Origin of the sequence: Candidatus Liberibacter brunswickensis (assembly GCF_036858155.1) — a bacterium.
GTDB lineage: Bacteria > Pseudomonadota > Alphaproteobacteria > Rhizobiales > Rhizobiaceae > Liberibacter > Liberibacter brunswickensis.
Map to the genome: position 1 here is coordinate 1 of NZ_JAAEJX010000014.1, position 17791 is coordinate 17791.

The window sequence follows — 17791 nt, forward strand, 5'->3', positions numbered from 1 at the left end:
CCACGTTTCCCTCGAAATAAAGGTCGGTGAATGTTTAGATCAAATGGACAAAGATCACAGTATTCTAATATCGCTTCTCTTATAGACGGTAAAATTGGTATTAATCTGGTTTTATTTCCTTTTCCTTGAATACGTAAAGTATATTGATCTTCGGTTATATTGTAAGGTGTTAAAGATAATGCTTCCGAAATACGTAATCCACATCCGTATAATAAGTATAAGATAGCTAAATTACGAGCATTAATCCATTTAACATCATTATCATGAAAATTTTTATCTAAAAGACTTAAAGCTTGTTTTTCATTTAGTGAACGAGGTAAAGAATTATCTTTTTTAAGATTTCTCATGTTTATAATATTCGATTCAGTCTTTATTTTATTTTTTTTAAGGTATTTTAGAAAAGATTTAATTCCCGAAAGTCTTCTTTTTAAAGATCTGTTTCCTATTTTTTGATTACGACGTTCGGAAATAAAAGCACGAATATCAGAATAAGATAATTGGCTAATAGTTTTAAAGTTTATCTTTTCTTCAGTGTATGATGCCATAAAAATTAGAAACTGACGTGTATCACATTCGTAAGATTGTATTGTTAACTTTGATAGACCATGTTCATTTTCTAGACTATTAAGCCATTTTTGGCGTTCTTTCAATAGTTTTAAAGTGATAATTTCATTAAGATTATACTCTATCATAGAGGAATCCTTTTAAAAACACTAATTATTCTCCATAAAGTACTGTCATTTAATAATGTAAAATATTTTTTTGTTTTTTTCCAAAAGATTTGAAGTATTATTTCTTTCGTAAAATTATCTGGAACTGGATCAAAGCCATATGATCCGATAGGGTTACATCTTGTAAGTCGACATAAAGTCAGATAGCATCCTATGAATAATCCATGACGAGCAATAGCTTCGTATCCATATTCGGAACACGTAGGAAAATATCGACAAGATTTTCCAAATATACTAGATAATGTGAGTTGATAAATGCGAATTATTCCTATACCGATTAAACGTCCAGGAGTTTTAGCAATTTTACCATTCCAATTACGTGATTTTGTAATATTACTTCTAGACAAGAAAAATCCTTTTTATAGTTAGATTATATAATTGAAAAAATTAATTTTAATTAAATATTTTTTACTAAATATTACATGAAAAAATTTATATTCGAAATATTTAAACAAAATATTTCTCTAAAAAAAATATGATTGTCTATTTTGTATTCTTAGAGTTAATATGCAACTGTATTTAATAGTTTAAATAAAAACAGTTTACTGAGTGTTTTTGATATATTTTAAATATCAAAATATTTATTTTTTTTAAGGATTGGAGTTCCCTTTTAATATGAAATGTAACAAGCCAACTTTTGAAGAAGCTAAAGAAGCAATACGGGTTATTTTACGTTGGATTGGTGATGATCCAGATCGTGAAGGTCTTAAGGATACTCCAGAACGTGTTATTAAATCATATAAAGAGATTTTCGCAGGTTATGAACAGGGTCTTATAATTCAAGATCAATCACGTTTTCATTTTGGAGAAGTATCAAATTATAAGGATATGATTATAATGAAAGACATATCTTTTTTTTCTTATTGTGAACATCATATTTTGCCTATTTGGGGGAAAATACATCTTGCATATATTCCTAAAAAAAATGTTATTGGTTTATCAAAATTGATACGTATTTTAGAAATTTATTCTCGGCGTTTGCAAATACAAGAACGATTAACTATGCAAATTGCATCTGCTATAGAAAATATCACTGATTCTAAGGGGGTAGCTGTTTTTATTGAAGGACAACATATGTGTATGTCTATGAGAGGCATTAAACGGGATGGTTTAAATACAGTGACGACATCTTTTACAGGTGAGTTCAGTCGGGATCAAAAAAACAAAGATTTTTTTCTTAAAGCTATTAATAATCACCGTTATTAGGTTTTTTATTTTATCTAATAATTTTTTCAAATTAATTAATATATTGATTGGTATTACTTATATTGTTATTTGATTTATAAAATACTTCTCATTATTAATATAAAACTTTTTTCTTTATAAAATATAAGAACATTATTTGATAAAAATATAATATTCTCAAAATCCAAAGATATTTTATAATCAATACTCAATTGGATAACTTGATTACGGAATAAAACCAAATAAATATGGTTTTATTTACAAGTTATCATTATATGGGAAGGCATATCTTATTTGCATTATTTTACTTTTTAATAAATTAAAATAAATTTTTTCTTTATTGTATAATTAAATTTATAATTCAAAATAAGTGACAAATATCTTGTTCTTATATAATATAATTCACTATTTTATTGACTATAATATCTAGTATTTAATTAGTAGGAATAATAAATATAATTATTATTTTCATCATCTAAAAGTTAAGACTTATATATAATAAAATACTTTAAAAACAAGTAATTACAATTATTATAATGGTATTATATAATAATATGAAATTTGTAATAAATAAATTATTATTCTGAAATAATATATTATTAATGTATAAAGTATATACTTTCAAAGTAATTTTAGATGATCAGAGAATTTTATCATGTATCGAGGAATCCATAATTTACAATTTATAGATCAGCGTGCATTTCAACGTATTAAAGTGGATCTTAAAGGTCGTTTTATCTTGTTTGATGGTTCAGAATATGACTGCACTATAAAAGAGATATCTACAGGAGGACTTTATATAGCTTGTGATGTTCCTATTATTCTTGTTGGGAAACGATTTATTGTTTTTATTGATAAGATAGGAAGGATTGATGGTAAGGTTTTAAGTTTTGATAATAAAAGAAATTATGAAGTAAGAATTTTAGGTTCCGAAGATAAAAAAAGGAAACTAGCGAATAAGCTTGTATTGCTTGCTAATAAAGATTTTTTTATGTCTTGAAGATTGTTTGAGTACATAATCGTATGATTTCTCGAGACGTTGAAGCTCAGTTAGTTCTAAATGATAACACCAGACATTATTGTAATGTAATAGAAATATCAGAATCAGGATTTTCTATTGGTGTAGATTTGCTGAGAAAATTATTTTCTAAAGTTTTTTTAAATGGTATTCTAGGTCGTGTTGTTAGAAATTTCCCTGGAGGAATAGCATTATAATTTTCTTCTATTCAATAATCAAAAGCATTAGATTGTTTTTATAAATAATTTTGTATTTATTATTTTGCAGATATATAAATTTTGTTTTTATGTACAATTAAACATTTTTTTTAACAAATGTAATTCACGAGTATTATGACTTTAAAACTATATTTTATTGTTGTTCAATTGACTGTTTTCATGTTTTTTAATAGATTAATTGGTAATTATTGATTATTTCATAAATATTGATACAATTCCTTTCTTTAAATGCAAAAATATTTCCAATAGGGGTTTGTAATGTCGCGAGTTATTAAAGATAATGGCGGTATAGCATTAACATTTGATGATGTTTTATTACGACCAGAGTTTTCTAATGTTTTACCAGGAGATATTGATATATCTACTCAAATAGCTGAGGGCTTTACATTGAATTTGCCTATCATGTCAGCTGCTATGGATCAGGTAACAGACTCTCGTCTTGCTATAGCAATGGCACAAGCAGGTGGCTTAGGTGTTATACATAGAAATTTTTCTCCTTCTGAGCAAGTTTCTCAAGTACATCAAGTCAAAAAATTTGAAAGTGGGATGGTTGTTAATCCTGTGACGATTTCTCCTTGCTCTAATTTATCAGATGCACTCTATTTAATGAAGAGATATAGTATATCAGGAATTCCTGTTGTAGAATCTGATTTTGGAAAATTAGTCGGTATATTGACTAATAGAGACGTACGTTTTGCTTCTAATAATCAGCAAGCAGTAGGTGAGTTGATGACTAAAGATTTAATTACTGTTAAAAAAACAGTAAGTCTAGAGGATGCAAAGGCGCTTCTTCATAAACATAGAATTGAAAAATTACTCGTTGTTGATGATAATGGCTGTTGTATAGGATTGATAACTGTAAAAGATATAGAAAGATCACGGCTTAATCCAAATGCAACGAAAGATATTGAAGGTCGTTTGCGAGTTGCTGCTGCTGTTTCTGTAGCAAAGGATGTTGAAGATCGTGTAGGTCCGCTTGTAGATGTAGGAGTTGATTTGGTAGTTGTTGATACTGCTCATGGACACTCTCAAAAAGTTTTAGATGCAGTAGTAAAAATTAAGAAAAATTTTCCTTCTTTATTGGTTATGGCAGGAAATGTTGCTACTGCTGAAGGTGCGCTAGCATTGATTAATGCAGGAGCTGATATTATAAAAGTTGGCATAGGACCTGGATCAATTTGTACAACTAGGATTGTAACAGGAGTTGGTTTTCCACAGCTTTCTGCTATTATGGATGTTGTTGAAGTAGCAAAGCGTGCGGGTATTGCTGTTATTGCTGATGGAGGAATTAGATTTTCTGGTGATATTGCTAAAGCAATTGCTGCAGGTTCTTCCTGTGTAATGATAGGATCCTTACTTGCAGGGACTGATGAGAGTCCAGGTGATATTTTTTTCTACAAAGGAAGATCTTTTAAATCTTATAGAGGAATGGGATCTGTTGCTGCCATGGCTAGTGGGTCTTCTGCTCGTTATTCTCAAGACGAAGTAACTGATGTGTTAAAATTAGTTCCAGAAGGAATAGAAGGTCGAGTGCCTTATAAAGGCTCTGTAGCATCTGTTCTACATCAGATGTCAGGGGGTCTAAAATCATCCATGGGTTATTTAGGAGCTTCGAATGTAGAAGAATTTCAGAGAAAAGCAAATTTTATTCGTGTTTCTGTTGCTAGTGTGCGTGAATCGCATGTTCATGATGTAAATATTACTAGAGAAAGCCCTAATTATTCTGAGACTATGTAAATCTTGTTTTTCAAGTGAAGTACACTTTTATTTTAGTATATGTATTTAAATTTATTTCTAATGGTATCTTCTAACTATTTGATTTCACATACTTTTCTTATTTATTAGGTTCGGATTTATTAGATTCTATCACCGAAGAAAAAGCATCTAAGTTTTGATCCCTAAATGGATACGTTCCGCTCTGTTAGTATAAATTTCTACTTTTTATACAGTATTATAACCATAGTTTGCCATCGATTAATGAGTTTTTTATCCAACTTCCGCCGAAAAAGAAGAAACTATCAAATTAATAGAAAAGTTAGGTAGCTTTCGTATTGATAATAGGTAAAAAGCATAGATATGATTGATGGTCTTTAAACTTAAGAGAATAGCAATGGATATGAATATCATATTATTAGTAAGTGCTGTGATCGACGCACATATCCAATCTATTATTGTTGCTTTATCTTCAGTTCCCGATCATGCTTTTTGGGCTTCTTATGAGCCATTGCGTAAAAAGTTGGAACAGCAAAAGGGATTGATTGAGCTAATTCGTAATGAGTCTATAGAGAATACTTATACGGAAGTTGAGTCGTATACTAAAGATTTGGAAGATAGATTTAAAACAGGCTGTAGACGCTCATAAGAAGAATAATTTTGATCTTTTTCATTTCCACATAGACAAGTTTAATTCTATGGTTAACTCAGTACAGGATGTCTTAGCTCAATTGGAGAAGATTGCTAGCAATATTAGCTTTTTATCGGGTAAAGGAACTGTTCTATTATATAAACTAAGTGATTTAAAAAATGATATTTATGAAATATAACATAAACAACATCAGGAGCAAGAATACTTAATAAACAATCAGCTAAGAGTGGAAGAGTATTTTAGAGTTTTTTATAATTTAATAGGAAATTCTCTAATATTTTTAAATGAGGCAAATAAGCAGCTTGATCAAGGATATTATAAATATGCGAGGTTTCTTATACTTAAAGGTATGCAATTTAAGAGGAGAGCTAGTTTATACTCTGAAGCTTTTATTCACCATTATTGTAATTATGAATATATAAAAGATCATCCGTTAGAAGGTGCTATACTTACGGATAAGATTAATAATATCGATAGTATAGATTCTGAGTATACGACTTTACTAGACAAGGTCAGATCACGAGTTTGTTCGTTAAATCCTTTAGTACTTAAAGATCGTTTAAAATCAATAGAGCAAAATCTTGAGGATTCTAATATTTTATGTGACCAAATCAGTAAAGAAATAGGGGAATATTTAAAATATCTAGAGCGTAAACCTGCTGTTAAATCTTCTTCTATCCTTTCATTACGCTAATCTATAGTAAAATAAGGGTATATCTGAAATTTTAAATGTTTTAACAACGATCAAAGGTATAGAGTTCATTCATTCAAATATTTGGAGGAATAGCTACTGCACTGGGATCTATATTTTGCTTTTTTCAGAGCATAAAAGGATGTTTAAAAAACATGATATCGTCTTTATATAGCTAGTAGAATATTCAGGTTTTTACTTCTTTTTATCTTTTCTATTTTTTAGAAGGTATTGGAAAGTGTATTTGAATATTTTATGCGGAAATAGTTGTTGGAATACGAAAATATACAGATTGAATTAGCCAAATTTAATCTTGAATTAGCGATGATAGAGAGTACTTAACAACTTTATTTAGAAAGGATTAAATATAATATTGAAAAGCTTGAAGCAGATAAACTTATAAGATCAGCTCGTGCAAAATATGAAAAAAAGAAGAAAAATGTTAAATGGATTGATGATCTTATTACTTTAATTAGGCTGTTTACGATTTTTACTGGGTTATGTTCTATCCTTCATTAGCAGTTTATCTGATAACAACGGGTATTCATCCATATATTATCCTATAACGTATTTTGTTCCTTATACTATATAGATTATTTCTTGCATTTTAGGTTACATGTTTGTTGATAAAAACAATTCAAAATACAGAAAAGTATAAAACATTAAATAACTTCATAAATTTTTTGTGAATATGCATCCTTTTATTAAGGAAATTACAGCTCGTATAATTGGTATTTGGTTCGTTGACACATAATCATTAGAGAAAAGAAATTTAAGATCAATTAAACAAGAAATCCATTAACCAAAAGTATGTGTAAAAATCGAATATAATGGAAGAATACCAACGATATAGATCTAAAAATAGTATATAAATGTATAATATTTTAAAAATTTAATGAACATAGACAGCCCAGTAATCCATTAATGAACTAAAAACTAATAAAGAAATGATGACAATCAAGGCACTAAACAACATCTTTTGTAATTCACCAAGTTGACTTCTATCAATACAAGATAGGATTCCCCGAATGAGCGCTCCTAATAAAAAGGAAATCGCTAATCTTCTACCCACATCGATAATTATATGGAATATGACAACCAAAAATACTAAAGATGTACTACGCCAATTATGCCACCAATCTTTTTTCATAACTATCTCTCATTTAATAATGTACAAGATACAACATTTAGTTGCATTTATATGCAGTATTGATCTATTTGAGTCAAGAAACGGATGGCATTTAGTTACTAGTTAGTTAAAAATAAGTATAAAATTGTGGCAAAAAAGGTGCGGGCATCATAAAATAAACAACGTATAATCAATGCTATTAGGGTTAGGGAGCATCTAAGTCCTTGATTTTGATTCATAATAAAATTATTAAATTTATATATACCATAGTATGTTAATATTTTTTAATCGACTGAGATTGAAATTGAATTCTATTTATTTCTTGAGTTATTTTTTGTGCTAAAACGTCATCTGTTTTGTTTTGTATAAGTGAATCTAGAATAAAAGATTCTTTCCCTTCTCGAAAAGCGTTTAATGCTATTATGCGAGCGGTAATAATATATATTTTATTTTTTAATTCTTGATCTGAGATATCGTTTGATTTTTTAAATAATATTTTAGATGTTTCTTCTACTTGAAGACAAATATTGCGTACGATATCAGATTCTAAATTTTTTTTTTAGCAGAAAACAAGTATTTATCCTCGTGAGAAATTATTCTTTAAATCATACTACTTATTTTAAGCAAAATTAACAACATATCAATTCTCATATCAATTAGCATATAAATACTAATTTATAACTGCTAATTATATTCAAACAAGATAAATAAAGGTTTGAGAAAGATCAAAAGTCTTTATTGTAAATTAATTTTACACTCAATTACTAGTAAAATATTATTTTTTAAATAATCAACCTATATATGAATTTAAAAATATTATAACAATCAACTTAGTTGCAAATTATAATGATAATTGCAATTTTTTTGATTTTTTTCTTGATATGATTGTACTTTTTTATGTTAAAAAAATTATTTATCCACAAATAATGAAGATAACAAACACATTATAATAGGAAGATTTATTATTATACTTGGAATTGTCATAAGGTAGTATACAATACTTAGAATTGTTCCAAATTGATTGCTATACTTTACATATTTATAATTCAATCTAAATAAGGAAAAAATAATCTGTATAAGTAGCGGTATTTCGATGGAAATTTGATGAACTTTTGAGGAGAAAAATATCGGTGGCTAAAAATATTTATTTCAATCTTTCTTCAATTAATCTTGTTGCGTTGATGTGTAGTCGTATTTGTCATGATATTATTTCGCCGATAGGTGCAATTCATAATAGTTTGGAATTGTTAGATGAGGTTGGAGTTGAAGATGAAGCTATGCAACTTATTCGTTTAAGTAGTATGAATGCCATAATTCGTCTCAAGTTTATTAGGTTAGCTTTTGGTTATTCTGGATCCGTCCATTCTTCAGTTTGTTTAGAGGATATTAAACAGATTATTAAAGAATTCGTATCTATTGATAAGAGAGTGCAAGTATTTTGGAAAAGTGATGTAATAGATATATCTAGGGAAAAATCAAAACTTTTGCTTAATATTTTTATGGTAGCATATGCTTCTATTCCTAGGGGAGGAGTAGTTACAATATCTATTAATAATTCAAAAACAGATAATATTTTCTCTCTTAAAATAAATGGTAAGTCGGTGCGATTGCCTGAAAAATTCATTCAGATCATCAATGGGAATGAAGATATTCAAATTGATTCACATGACGTTCAATTTTATTATGCTGTATTATTAGCTAATGATAACAAAATGAAGATATTGTATGAGAATATCGATCATAGGAACGTTTCTCTATCTTTATTAGAAAAATATAAATAAATATATTTATAATTGTATATTATTTAATCGTAATTAGGTATTAATTTATAGTTTTTATGAGAGAATGATCAATATTCAAAATATCAAGGAATAATTTCATGAATAAACTTCTTTTGGTTGATTCTTCTCATATCGTTAGAAAAGTAGGTGGATATCTCTTTAGTGATTTTGGCTTTTCAGTATTTGAAGCTTCTGATGTACATGGGGCACGTGAATTTTGCAAAAAAGAGTCGTTGCCTGATTTTTTTGTGCTTGATGAATCTTTAGAAGGTATTTTAGATTTTATTTCTCATGTTCGAAAAATTCCTCTAAATACTAGTGTATTTATTTACTATCTTCTTTTTGAAGTGGATTTTGAAAAGATGATCGCTGGTGCTAAAGCTGGAGCAGATAGTTTTCTACTTAAACCATTTAACCGCGAAACTCTCCAGTTTGCCATGAGAGAATTGCCGCAGATTAAGAAATTGCAAGATAAAGATTAATTTTTTTGATTTAAAACGAACAATCATTTAAGTATAAAAAATACTGGCAGTACGATAAAGGAGAAAGGGTAATTTCTCCCTTATCCATAAGCCTATTATGACAATGCATCGTAATATTTACGCAGTTTCTAGATATTCGCATGCTTCGTCTCTTTCGCTTTCTCTCAACACATATCCACGTCCCCAGACTGTTTCGATGTAGTTTTTGCCTTCAGCTGCATTACTTAGTTTTTTACGCAACTTACAAATAAACACATCAATGATTTTTACTTCTGGTTCATCCATTCCATCATATAAATGATTTAGGAACATCTCTTTAGTAAGAGTCGTGTTTTTACGTAGAGAAAGCAATTCTATCATTTGGTATTCTTTTCCAGTAAGATGAATTCTATGTCCCTGAACTTCAACAGTTTTTGCATCAAGATTAACTACTAAATCTCCAGTAACTATAACCGACTGTGCATGACCTCTAGATCTACGTACGATTGCATGTATACGTGCTACAAGCTCATCTTTATTAAGAGGTTTACTTATATAGTCATCAGCTCCATATCCTAATCCTCGAACCTTGTCTTCTATACTAGACATGCCAGATAATATGCATACGGGAGTTGAAATTTTTGCCATCCGAAGAATACGCAAAACTTCGAATCCAGATATATCAGGAAGATTAAGATCTAATAGTATTATATCGTAATCGTAAAATTTACCAAGATCTACCCCATCTTCTCCTAAATTAGTAACATAGACATTAAAATTTTCTGACTTTAACATCAGCTCAATGCTATGAGCTAACGCGCTATCATCTTCAATCAGCAAAACTCGCATTAACAATCTCCCCATAATAATACAAATTTAAGGTTAATAGGAATAGAACTAAACTTTTATAATCGTCTTAATCACGATCACCAAAGAACGATCACCAAAGATAGATAAAATAAATAGGAAAGAGTAACTATTATATTACTTAATGATTTCCTGTAACATTCACTCAGCAAGATAGGAAAACCTATATTTTTACACTAAACGCCTATTTTTCTAAACTTTATCCATCTATGGTTAACAAGTCTACCTCCATTTAATTAAAAAGTATCTCGTTTACCACCTTTTAACGTTGATACCTTATTATTAACTATGCTCGTAAATGAAAGGTTACTATTTGTTAATTTAAGGGCGATAGTGTTCATTTTTTTTAATTTTTTACATTAATTTTTTAAAAATAGTGATTAATACAGTATTTTATTGGTGGAGTACAATATATTATGAGATTAAAAGAGCAAAAAACTAGTTTAAAAGAAGATTTTCAGCTTAATGATCAGAAATGCCAATTACAACAATTGCGAGCTACTATACTAGAATTTAGGAGAATAGTATCTGCTTTAGAAAGACAGATATCCATAGAGGAAAGAAAAGTTGGTATTTATGACAAAAGTCACTTTGCTTATCCTATTTTAGCTAAGTCTGCTCGACAAAGAGCTGATAACCTTCTTATTTCAATTAGAGATCTTTTGTTGCGACAAGAAATGCTAGAAGCTAATTTAGAAAATAAATCCAATGTCTGTAAATAATTGTATATAAAATAATTAATGAATCTATCTAAGATTGCATTATCTAAAATATTAATCAGAAATACCATTTCCGATTCCACTTAAGCTATTTAAAAAAAATACCTTTTTTATAATTTTCCTGTCAGTTTATATTTTCTTTAGTTTTGATGTGTTTTTTATTCTCGATACTTTTGTATTTGAGTTATGCGTAATCCTGCAAGACCATGTTGAACAATTGACGCTTGCCAAGATAGAAATTCTTCTACTGTAAGAGTGTAAATCTGACATGCTTCTTCAAGGCTTAGCAAACCACCTTGTACTGCAGCTACAACCTCTGCTTTTCTTCTTACTACCCAACGTCTCGTATTGGGAGGGGGTAGATTAGCTATAGTAAGAGGACTTCCGTCTGGACCTATTACATACTTCATATTAGACTGTATTTTTTCTGTCATCGTTAGTTTTATACTCACTTAAAGTTTAATAACTTTTGTGATTATAGTATATTAAATTTAATGAACATCTAATTTTCATGCCTTTAAAATGAATAAAATCATGAAAAAATACGTTTTTTTTGTTTTTTTTAGACTTTATTCGAATTTTAATTTTTTTTAAATATAAAATATTGTAAACAGTTTATTACTTTTTATATTATATTTTTATAAATTATTCTAAAAATAGACTATGATTTTAAAATTATTATAAAATTACACTTACTATAGTATTACTCAATAATATTGAGTTTTATATTTTTATATGATAGGTTAGCTAAAATTTTTAATTGTTGTTTATAACATAGGAAAGATAGGCGTAACCATTATGGTTTATTTTATTTGTAAAATTATTAATGTGATGACTTTCTAGCCATTCATTGTAGATTGCAAATGGTTGTTAATACTATGAAGTATTAATAGAAAATTGGATATAGAGCGTTGCTTAGAATTATTTTTCTTACGGTCTTGAATTTTATATATAATAAAGTGAGTTAACGTATCATGACAACATTTTTTTTAAAGTTAAATAAATACGATAGGATTTTATGTATTTTGGCGGCAATATATCCTATTGTTATCTTTTCGTTCTTTGGTGCTAGTAAAGCACAATATTACATAGGTAATATCGGAATTCGTATACTTATATATGTGATTATGGCTTGGGGGTTAAGTATTGTTGTTGGGAGTTTAGCATTATTAAGCCTTAATTCCGTCATTGCATATGCGGTAGGTGCATATTCCTATGTTATACTAGGTAGGTTCTATGGGATATCTCCAATTCTATTAGTACCTTTATCAGCTATTATTTCTGGTATTATTGGTATAGTTCTTGCTTTGCCTTCTCTTAGGTTTCGAGGTGATTATTTAGCAATTTTAACGTTGATTATGTCGGCAGTTTTTCATGATATTTTGATAAAATGGAAGGCAGTCACTAATGGAAAAGTTGGGCTCTATGTTTCTGATAGTATTTTGTTTCTTGGGGTAGATCTTAAATCACTTGTTGGTTTTTTTCGATATAATCCTTCAGGTGTTTTTTATAAGATATTTATGTACTACGTTTTGTTGCTTGTATGTTTCTTTTCAGTCTGGATAATTTTATGGTTGCGTCGTAAATCTATCAGTAATGCTTGGAGAACGATTAGAGATAATCAAAAAGCTTTTTTCTCATTTAATTCAGCAATTATTTTTGCCAAATTATCTGCATTTGCTGTAAGTTCTATGTTTGCAGGTATAGCAGGAGCTTTTTTGGTTGCATCAGGTTCAACTAGGATAGTATCTCCAGATATGTTTAAAATGTCTGAGAGTATAACAGTATTGTCTCTTGTTATTCTTGGAGGAATGACTTCTCTTTCTAAAATTGCTAGGACTGTAATAATTATCGTTGGTGGGATAGAAATTTTTTGTGGATCTAAATTATATTATTTAAATTCATTTTTAAAATTTGACTGTTCGTTTAGTTCACGTAGTACTGCTTTAATGATTGCATCGTTATTTTTAGTAATATTATTGAAATCCCATTCTTTACTTAAGTTGCGAAATCCTTCGCCTTTCACAGACCTTAGAAAGTAACTATGCTTGGATTATATATCTACTATTTAAGGTTATTTTTAAATTGTATTAGAAGCTTTCAATGCGTAAAATGTAACTTTTAGTTATGATCAAGGATATTTTATTCTATTGGTTTAATAACAAAATATTATAAATTTATTTTTGTTGTGTTTTTCTGATTGATTGCTTCATATTATTTTCTGGAAAATAGTTGCATGGTATAATAAAAGAATATATCTCTACATAGGTAGATAAGAAATTAATATGCAATGATTTCATGTATTGCAAAAGTATTAGTGTTTTTTGCATTACTTGGTGATTTTCTGCAAATTATTATTGTAAATAATATTTCGTTGTATCTTTACTTTGAATTCTATTCTACTTAGTCGTTGTTATGTCATATCTTTGTTTGAGTTTATGTGCTTGTTTTATGGTTTTTTTAATCTATAATACAATTGGTTAATTATTTGGTTGGGGTTTTTATATGCAAGTTATTGAAAAATTTTCAGAGGGATTAAAGAGAGAATTAGATGTGATTGTGCCTTCCAGTCAATTAACTGATATTTTTAATAATCGCATGGATGATATAAAAAATAGTGCTAATATTAAAGGTTTTCGTCCAGGAAAAGTTCCTATATCGCATATTAAATCAATATATGGAAAGTCTATCCTTTCTGAAGTTATTGATAAAATGATTAAAGATATTGTTCCTGAAGTTCTTTCTAAAAGAGATGAAAGGGCTGCTATGAGACCAAAAATTACCATTAATGAAGGAGAAGATGAAGTAACTCCTCGTTTAATGGATAAAGCTGCTGATCTAAAGTTAAACTTGTTATACGATGTACTTCCTAAGATTGAGATTTATCCTTTTGATGATTTGCAGATAACTATGGATGTTTGTCAAGTGGATGAGGCTGATATTGACAAACAGATTACTGATATTGCAAAAAATAATGTTTTATTTGAAATAAAAGAAAAACAAGCTGAAATTGGTGATAAAGTTAACATAGATTATACTGTATCTGTTGATGATGCTATAATCGAAAATTATTCTAAGAAGAACGTTCAGTTTATTGTAGGTTCTGACGATTTATTTTCAGAAACAACAGATATTTTAGTAGATCTTAAAGCTGGAGATAAAAAAAAAATAGATCGTTTTTTCCCAGAAAATCATTCTATGAAAGATTTGGCTGGTAAAAAAGTTGTTATGAATTTTTATATTAATTCGGTTTCATCTCCCCTTCCTGCAGTGGTGAATAATGATTTAGCTGTTAGATTAGGTTTTGAATCGGAAAAGGCTATGAGGGATTTATGTGCTCAAAAAATAAAACAACATTCTGAGTTAGCAATCAGACAAAGAGTTAAACGTCAGGTTCTAGATTATATAAGCAATAAGTATGTCTTTGATGTTCCAGAATCCCTCGTGGAAAATGAATATAATAGTATAGTACAGAGAATACGAGCCAGTATGAATTCTGCTGGTAAAAGCTCAGAAGATGCATATCCTATTAAGGAAGATGATGTTCAAGAGTATCGTATGTTAGCAAAACGTCGAGTTCTAACAGGTATTGTTTTAGGGACAATAGGTGAAAAAAATAGCATAGATGTTACAGAAGAAGAGATGCAATCGGCTTTATATCAACAGTTAAGTCGTTTTCCTGGTCACGAGAAGAAAATGCTTGAGTATTATCAAAAATCTCCTAATGCTATTGCTGAATTGAGAGCTCCAATTTTTGAAGAAAAAGTCGTTGATTTTATAATAAAAAATGCACAGATCGTAGATAGAAAAGTTACTTTAGATCAGTTATTTGAAGAATCTAGTAAATCTTCTGAAGAAGATTCATCTGATGAAAATTAATATATTAAATCTTACTCATAATAAAACATTACTTCAAATTTCTTGATTGTTGTACAAATGATATAATAAAAATGTTTTTAATATATTTATTATTCGGGGAACATTTAACTGGTTAAATTTTATAATTTTAATTTAACAGGAATTAGTTATATTTTAGAGAGTAATCATGTTGGTATATTCTTATGCTTTTTTCAAAGGTATTATCCATTGCTTTTGTATCTAAAAAGAAAATATGCCCATATAGTATAGAAAGTTGGCTACGTGCTTTTTTTTCTGGATATTTAGCAATAAAGTTTAGATAAAGAGAAGAAGCTAATCCAGTTCTATCAGCTCCAGCCTTACAATGTATTAAAAGAGGTTTTGGAGCAGTTGCAAGAATAGAAATAAGTTGTTCAATTTCTTTGCTATTCAATTCCTTGTGGGCAGACATAGGAAAATCTATCAATTTTATTCCTAGATTTTTTGTAGTATCTCTTTCTTCCTGGTACCAAGGCGCATGATCGTTTTTACCACGTAGATTAAGAATAGACTTTAGGCCATATTCTGTGTGAAGATATTTTATAAATACTCCGTTAGGCTGTGCAGAACGATATACTGTATTTGGTATCATTACATGAAAGTTTTGAGTGCAAGAAGTAATTGTAAAACAAAATATTCCTAATGAAATAGGAAATAAAACTACTAATAGAAAGGTTATTTTTAAAAAAGAACGTATACTTTTTTTCATTTTTCTGATTTTCATCATATGATGCGCAATCCTTTAAAGCTAATAAAGTTATCTTTTCCAACAATGATATGATCGTGAACGGTAATGTTTAGGGGGCTAAGGGCTGCCATAACATTATGGGTCATATTGATGTCAGCTTTTGATGGATTAGGATTGCCACTAGGATGATTGTGTACTAATACTATAGATGTTGCAGAAAGCTCTAAACATCTTTGGACAATTTCACGAATATACACAGGTACGTGATCTATAGTTCCTTGGCTCTGAACTTCGTCAGCAATTAATACATTGTGTTTATTAAGAAATAATATTCGTAATTGTTCACGTTCTTCATGGGATAATGTTGTTTTACAATAATCAAGTAGAACTGACCAAGAACTAAGAATTTCTTTATTTATTAATTTGCTTTTTAAAATTCTTTGTGATGCAACTGATATTAATTTTAGTTCAAGTGCGACTCTTTTACCAATTCCTTTGATTTCTTGCAAAAGATGCAACGGAGCTCCGAATACACCACCTAATGTTACGAAGCGTTTTAAAAGCGCTTTGGAAATAGACTTTGTGTCTTTGCGAGGAATAAGTCTAAACAGGATTAATTCCAATATTTCATAATCTTCCAATGCGTTGTCTCCTTTATTAAGAAATCGATCTCGCAGGCGACTACGATGTCCAATATAATCTAAAGGGGGATCTTTTGAAGAGAGTTTATTCATTAGGAAATCTTTCAATTATAAAATTTATTGAATAGGAGTAATTCCTGGACTTCCTAAGTTATTTGGAGATAATGTAAGAATTTCGCATCCTTCTTTAGTGATTCCGACTGTATGTTCATATTGGGCAGACAAAGATTGATCGCGTGTGACCGCAGTCCATCCATCTGATAGCACTTTGACAGATGCTACTCCTATATTTAGCATTGGTTCAATGGTAAAAACCATTCCTTCTTGAAATATTTCTTCAGAAGGAAAACGTGGATCGTAGAAATGTAGTATTTCGGGTTTTTCGTGAAAACATCTCCCTACACCATGTCCGCAAAAAATTTCAACAACAGAGTAGTGTTGACTATGGGCGTATTTCTGTATTGCTTTGCCAATTTCGTCGATTCTATCGTTTAATTTAACTGCTTTAATGCCTCGATAAAGAGATTCGTAAGTAACTTGGAGTAGCCTTTCTGCTGCTCTTTTGATTTTTCCTATTGGATACATACGACTACTATCACCATGCCAACCATCTATAATATAGGTAACATCTACATTTATAATATCCCCATCGCGTAGTGGTTTATCAGATGGTATTCCATGGCATACAACATGATTTATAGATGTACAACATGCTTTTCTGTAACCGCGATAATTAATAGTAGCGGGGATTGCGTTATTTTCCATTCCAAACTTAAGAACAAAGTCATTTATTTGATTGGTAGTTGTTCCTGGTTTTATAATCTCTGTCAGAGAATCAAGACAACAAGCAACAACTTTACATGCTTTGCGTATACCTTGAATTTCTTCTGGGGTGTATATTTTGATAGAATTCGATTTTTTAAATGAAGAGGGTAGCATAAATTCTATTGTCCATCATGAAAAGATTAAAAAAAGTTTCCTTATATCAATTATATTACTTCTTATATTGTAGATTTTTAGTACTATTAATATTTTACTCTCAAATATAGCGAAAATGTATTTTATTTATGGTCAAAAAAACATGTTAGAACAGTAATTTTATTTCGTTAGCATCCATAAAATTTCATCTATAATAGAAAGAGATTATTCCTTTTTCAAGAAAAGAATATTACAAAAACTAAATGATAATATATGAAAACTTCTCGTTCTTTTATAAAAATAAAAATCAACTGATACCCTATCATGTATGTTAATCTCTATCAAGATGATTGCATTTTTATTAATATTTATACTTATTATTATTGCTTATTTTATACTAGTAACAGGCTTAGAATATATACATGTTTTTTTTAAAGATATGATGGGTATTTCGGTATATTTATAAAAACATAAAGATGAAA

Annotated in this window: 19 protein-coding genes; 11 read left to right on the forward strand and 8 right to left on the reverse strand. The window is 29.0% G+C overall.

All coding sequences use genetic code 11. The features are described 5' to 3' along the window. Both GY664_RS04410 and yidD read right to left on the reverse strand, forming a co-directional pair. Positions 1 to 692: site-specific integrase (locus tag GY664_RS04410; RefSeq protein ID WP_333948267.1), on the reverse strand; the 692-nt coding region annotated here is incomplete at its 3' end. Then, positions 689 to 1078, reverse strand: a complete 390-nt coding sequence (yidD, locus tag GY664_RS04415; protein ID WP_333948268.1) for a membrane protein insertion efficiency factor YidD — start codon at positions 1076 to 1078, stop codon at positions 689 to 691. The genes GY664_RS04410 and yidD, both read right to left, overlap by 4 nt. 268 nt (positions 1079 to 1346) lie before the next feature. Between yidD and folE the strand changes: the two genes are divergently transcribed. The 6 genes from folE (at position 1347) to GY664_RS04445 (ending at position 6211) form a co-directional block, all read left to right on the forward strand. Continuing rightward, complete coding sequence (gene folE, locus GY664_RS04420; RefSeq protein WP_333948269.1) at positions 1347 to 1937, forward strand: GTP cyclohydrolase I FolE; 591 nt, start codon at positions 1347 to 1349, stop codon at positions 1935 to 1937. A 634-nt stretch (positions 1938 to 2571) separates the two neighbouring features. Next, positions 2572 to 2916, forward strand: coding sequence for a PilZ domain-containing protein (locus tag GY664_RS04425; RefSeq protein WP_333948271.1), 345 nt, complete (start codon positions 2572 to 2574; stop codon positions 2914 to 2916). Positions 2917 to 2939: 23 nt separating this feature from the next. Continuing rightward, the gene (locus tag GY664_RS04430; RefSeq protein WP_333948272.1) at positions 2940 to 3131 is read left to right on the forward strand and encodes a hypothetical protein; all 192 of its coding nucleotides are present in this window, start codon (positions 2940 to 2942) and stop codon (positions 3129 to 3131) included. Positions 3132 to 3410: 279 nt separating this feature from the next. After that, a complete protein-coding gene (gene guaB, locus GY664_RS04435) occupies positions 3411 to 4889 on the forward strand; it encodes an IMP dehydrogenase (protein WP_333948273.1) in 1479 nt (492 codons plus the stop codon). A 346-nt stretch (positions 4890 to 5235) separates the two neighbouring features. Next, positions 5236 to 5514 carry a hypothetical protein gene (locus GY664_RS04440; protein WP_333948274.1) on the forward strand — a complete coding sequence of 93 codons (279 nt, stop codon included), beginning with the start codon at positions 5236 to 5238 and terminating at the stop codon, positions 5512 to 5514. Positions 5515 to 5743: 229 nt separating this feature from the next. After that, a complete protein-coding gene (locus GY664_RS04445) occupies positions 5744 to 6211 on the forward strand; it encodes a hypothetical protein (RefSeq protein ID WP_333948275.1) in 468 nt (155 codons plus the stop codon). Positions 6212 to 7100: 889 nt separating this feature from the next. Here the strand turns inward: GY664_RS04445 and GY664_RS04450 are convergent. Beyond that, a complete protein-coding gene (locus GY664_RS04450; protein ID WP_333948276.1) occupies positions 7101 to 7358 on the reverse strand; it encodes a hypothetical protein in 258 nt (85 codons plus the stop codon). Positions 7359 to 8467: 1109 nt separating this feature from the next. On the opposite strand from GY664_RS04450, the gene GY664_RS04455 reads away from it, so the two are divergent. Next, positions 8468 to 9118, forward strand: a complete 651-nt coding sequence (locus GY664_RS04455; RefSeq protein WP_333948278.1) for a histidine phosphotransferase family protein — start codon at positions 8468 to 8470, stop codon at positions 9116 to 9118. A 98-nt stretch (positions 9119 to 9216) separates the two neighbouring features. Beyond that, the gene (locus tag GY664_RS04460; RefSeq protein WP_333948280.1) at positions 9217 to 9600 is read left to right on the forward strand and encodes a response regulator; all 384 of its coding nucleotides are present in this window, start codon (positions 9217 to 9219) and stop codon (positions 9598 to 9600) included. A 117-nt stretch (positions 9601 to 9717) separates the two neighbouring features. Here the strand turns inward: GY664_RS04460 and ctrA are convergent, their stop codons facing one another. Continuing rightward, complete coding sequence (ctrA, locus tag GY664_RS04465; RefSeq protein WP_333948281.1) at positions 9718 to 10428, reverse strand: response regulator transcription factor CtrA; 711 nt, start codon at positions 10426 to 10428, stop codon at positions 9718 to 9720. 434 nt (positions 10429 to 10862) lie between these two features. Here ctrA and GY664_RS04470 point away from each other — a divergent pair, with 434 nt between their 5' ends. After that, on the forward strand, positions 10863 to 11168 hold the full coding sequence (locus GY664_RS04470) for a hypothetical protein (protein WP_333948282.1): 306 nt from the start codon (positions 10863 to 10865) through the stop codon (positions 11166 to 11168). Positions 11169 to 11323: 155 nt separating this feature from the next. Here the strand turns inward: GY664_RS04470 and sciP are convergent, their stop codons facing one another. Beyond that, the gene (gene sciP, locus GY664_RS04475) at positions 11324 to 11599 is read right to left on the reverse strand and encodes a CtrA inhibitor SciP (RefSeq protein WP_333948283.1); all 276 of its coding nucleotides are present in this window, start codon (positions 11597 to 11599) and stop codon (positions 11324 to 11326) included. A gap of 591 nt (positions 11600 to 12190) precedes the next feature. Here sciP and GY664_RS04480 point away from each other — a divergent pair. Together GY664_RS04480 and tig are read left to right on the forward strand one after the other, a co-directional pair. Then, complete coding sequence (locus tag GY664_RS04480; RefSeq protein ID WP_333948284.1) at positions 12191 to 13207, forward strand: branched-chain amino acid ABC transporter permease; 1017 nt, start codon at positions 12191 to 12193, stop codon at positions 13205 to 13207. A gap of 463 nt (positions 13208 to 13670) precedes the next feature. Further along, complete coding sequence (gene tig, locus GY664_RS04485) at positions 13671 to 15044, forward strand: trigger factor (protein WP_333948285.1); 1374 nt, start codon at positions 13671 to 13673, stop codon at positions 15042 to 15044. Between the two features lie 142 nt (positions 15045 to 15186). Here tig and GY664_RS04490 read toward each other — a convergent pair whose 3' ends face one another. From GY664_RS04490 to map, 3 genes are read right to left on the reverse strand one after another with little or no spacing between them, the layout of a single operon-like run. Further along, the gene (locus GY664_RS04490; protein ID WP_333948287.1) at positions 15187 to 15786 is read right to left on the reverse strand and encodes a dual specificity protein phosphatase family protein; all 600 of its coding nucleotides are present in this window, start codon (positions 15784 to 15786) and stop codon (positions 15187 to 15189) included. After that, entirely contained in the window at positions 15786 to 16484 is a 699-nt protein-coding gene (radC, locus tag GY664_RS04495; RefSeq protein WP_333948288.1) for a RadC family protein, read from the reverse strand. The genes GY664_RS04490 and radC overlap by 1 nt, the downstream gene beginning before the upstream one ends. A 24-nt stretch (positions 16485 to 16508) precedes the next feature. After that, a complete protein-coding gene (map, locus tag GY664_RS04500) occupies positions 16509 to 17330 on the reverse strand; it encodes a type I methionyl aminopeptidase (RefSeq protein ID WP_333948289.1) in 822 nt (273 codons plus the stop codon). Between the last annotated feature and the right edge of the window lie 461 nt (positions 17331 to 17791).

Coding starts and splice junctions, on each gene's coding strand:
- folE (WP_333948269.1), top strand. CDS start 1,347: ATGAAATGTAACAAGCCAACTTTTGAAGAAGCTAAAGAAGCAATACGG.
- GY664_RS04425 (WP_333948271.1), top strand. CDS start 2,572: ATGTATCGAGGAATCCATAATTTACAATTTATAGATCAGCGTGCATTT.
- GY664_RS04430 (WP_333948272.1), top strand. CDS start 2,940: ATGATTTCTCGAGACGTTGAAGCTCAGTTAGTTCTAAATGATAACACC.
- guaB (WP_333948273.1), top strand. CDS start 3,411: ATGTCGCGAGTTATTAAAGATAATGGCGGTATAGCATTAACATTTGAT.
- GY664_RS04440 (WP_333948274.1), top strand. CDS start 5,236: ATGGTCTTTAAACTTAAGAGAATAGCAATGGATATGAATATCATATTA.
- GY664_RS04450 (WP_333948276.1), bottom strand. CDS start 7,358: ATGAAAAAAGATTGGTGGCATAATTGGCGTAGTACATCTTTAGTATTT.
- GY664_RS04460 (WP_333948280.1), top strand. CDS start 9,217: ATGAATAAACTTCTTTTGGTTGATTCTTCTCATATCGTTAGAAAAGTA.
- ctrA (WP_333948281.1), bottom strand. CDS start 10,428: ATGCGAGTTTTGCTGATTGAAGATGATAGCGCGTTAGCTCATAGCATT.
- GY664_RS04470 (WP_333948282.1), top strand. CDS start 10,863: ATGAGATTAAAAGAGCAAAAAACTAGTTTAAAAGAAGATTTTCAGCTT.
- sciP (WP_333948283.1), bottom strand. CDS start 11,599: ATGACAGAAAAAATACAGTCTAATATGAAGTATGTAATAGGTCCAGAC.
- tig (WP_333948285.1), top strand. CDS start 13,671: ATGCAAGTTATTGAAAAATTTTCAGAGGGATTAAAGAGAGAATTAGAT.
- GY664_RS04490 (WP_333948287.1), bottom strand. CDS start 15,786: ATGAAAATCAGAAAAATGAAAAAAAGTATACGTTCTTTTTTAAAAATA.
- radC (WP_333948288.1), bottom strand. CDS start 16,484: ATGAATAAACTCTCTTCAAAAGATCCCCCTTTAGATTATATTGGACAT.
- map (WP_333948289.1), bottom strand. CDS start 17,330: ATGCTACCCTCTTCATTTAAAAAATCGAATTCTATCAAAATATACACC.